General features: G+C 32.6%; 2 protein-coding genes. One reads left to right on the top strand and one right to left on the bottom strand.

All coding sequences use genetic code 11. The annotated features are described in order from the left end of the window. Positions 1–321: 321 nt before the first annotated feature. Complete coding sequence (locus AAKU52_RS17345) at positions 322–522, top strand: hypothetical protein (RefSeq protein ID WP_354335897.1); 201 nt, start codon at positions 322–324, stop codon at positions 520–522. Here the strand turns inward: AAKU52_RS17345 and AAKU52_RS17340 are convergent. Continuing rightward, positions 507–1607 (bottom strand): Fic family protein, encoded by a 1101-nt coding sequence (locus AAKU52_RS17340; RefSeq protein WP_354335896.1) that lies wholly within the window; start codon positions 1605–1607, stop codon positions 507–509. The two genes, AAKU52_RS17345 and AAKU52_RS17340, sit on opposite strands and share 16 nt — an antisense overlap. Between the last annotated feature and the right edge of the window lie 748 nt (positions 1608–2355).

Here is a 2355-nt window from a genome sequence, read left to right as displayed (position 1 = left end):
GTTCTATTACCGACACCTGCAAGAAAAATGAGCAGGCCATCTTAAATGCTTTCTTGACTATTGCTTCATCATAGAGGTACCTGAGTAGTTACAAACCTCCTTCAAAAAATTTTAGGCTTCAAAAATTACCTTTTTATATTTTCTTTATACAGTATAAAAAGAATTGAAATGGGAAAGTATGAAAAAGAATTCCAGCAGCTGCATTAGCAAAAATATTACCAAATGCTGAGATTCATGCATTTGAACCAATCTCAGAAAATTTTATCACTTTAAATAAAATCAAAAAAAAGCTGAACTTAATAAACATTAAACTTTTTAATCTTGCATTGGGAAACAAAAAAAGGTAGTTCAAAAATGATTATGCCTATTAGAGGTAATTCTAAAATGCAGGGATTAAGTAAAGCTTTTGTAGAAGGTTCAAATGAGAAGGGTATTTTATATGATATATCCATAAATAGATTGGATGATATTTATCCTTCTGAAACCAACATTAAGGCTATAAAACGCTACAACTCTAATTGATACCTCACAGACCTCCCTGCTCCATCCTGACTAACCATACCAATCTGATGTAAATGCTGCAGATCACGAGTTGCTGAAGCTTTAGAGGTGTTGGCTATAGCCATATATTTCTTAGCCGTCATACCACCTTCAAAACCAGCAGCTCCATTGGCCAGAATCCTATTGACGACTTTCAACTGACGATCATTCAACAAAGCGCTATATTTATCAAATAATTTTGCTTTCAATAGCGTAAACTGAACCAATTCTTTAGCATCTATTTGTGCATCTAAGATAACCTGCGCAAAGTAATTTATCCATTCTGTGATATCTAAACCTCTTTGCGCACATTTTAACTGTTCATAATACTGCTTTTTTCCTTTTTCAATAGTTTTTGATAGGGAAAGGATTACGGGACTCTTTAACATTTGTGAAAGAGTGAATTCAGCCAGTACTCTACCTATCCGCCCATTACCGTCTTCAAAGGGGTGAATCGTCTCAAAATATAAATGTGCGATAGCGGATTTCAATAAGGCTTTAGAAATATCATCCTTTACTGGTAACTCAGGACGATGGTACCATTCAATAAACTGATCAATTTCTTTAGGAACCCGGTTTGACGGAGGAGCTTCATAGTGCACTTCCTCCTTACCAAATGCTCCTGATACAACCTGCATAGGCTCCTCTCCTGTCCGCCAAACACCCGCATTAATTTTGATATTATGCGCTAAGAGAAGCTTGTGCCAATAGTAAAGCATTTCAATATTTAAATTTTGGTCTATACTTTGATTGATTTCAGTCATCAGCATTGCTACCCCTGAAGCTCTTTTATCTTTGACACGTATATAAGTTTGTAACCCAAGATTATTTTTGATTGAAGACATAACATCTTCTCTACTCATATATTCGCCTTCAATTTCTGAAGTCTTGATAGCTTCAGAAATTAAAAGTTCCAATAAAGCTTCTTGCTTGAGTTCTTCGTTAAGACCCAAAACAAGCCCGTTCACTAAGCCTAATTCCTGTGCAAATGAAATAGAGATTTGTTGTAATTTATCCACCGAATAGGTGAATTTAGGCCAGTTTTTTTGTTGCCAAATATAAGTCATGAGCCGATTATTCTTTCTAATTGGCTCAAATATAATAAAAAAATGAGCCAATTAAAGGAAATAATCGGCTCATACATAAAGTTCAACTCGAATTTTATAACCCGCTGGGTGTCAATTGTAATGTTGAAAATAAACAATCCATATCTCCAAGTAGCACACAATCAGATATTTAATATGTCAAATCTTTAGATAAATGTATAATAAACGTTTATCCCTGTGTTTTACTAAAATTAATTACACCCAATGGGTTTTTTATATTCTCTTTATATAGTTTAAAAGAATTGAAAAAAGAAAATATGAAAGAGAATTCCTGCATTTCACAGATATAATTGATACTTAATACAGGTTACATAAAAGTTAGAATCAGTTTTTTTGACTGCTACTTATTTAATACATAATCATTAATGAAATTAACTGTACGAGAACAGATTTACTGGAAAAATAGTTACTTTTGCCTCATTATATTTTGGTTTTTGCAGAACGAGATTACGATTTATTAAGCAGCCATTAATTTGGCTTCTTTTTTATTGGAAAATAGTGAAATCGAATCTAAAACTAAATTAATGTAACTTCAATTATTGTCAATAAAATTCCATTTTATTCATAATTCATTTAAGTTTTTACTTTACAAGTAATTAAAGTTCTAAAATATGATTTGTAACTACTCAGGTACCTCTATGATGAAGCAATAGTCAAGAAAGCATTTAAGATGGCCTGCTCATTTTTCTTGCAGGTGTCGGTAATAGAA

Origin of the sequence: Pedobacter sp. CG_S7, assembly GCF_040544395.1 — a bacterium.
In the GTDB taxonomy this organism is placed as follows: domain Bacteria; phylum Bacteroidota; class Bacteroidia; order Sphingobacteriales; family Sphingobacteriaceae; genus Pedobacter.
This window is presented reverse-complemented; position numbering and strand designations above follow the sequence as displayed.

Coding starts and splice junctions, on each gene's coding strand:
- AAKU52_RS17340 (WP_354335896.1), bottom strand. CDS start 1,607: ATGACTTATATTTGGCAACAAAAAAACTGGCCTAAATTCACCTATTCG.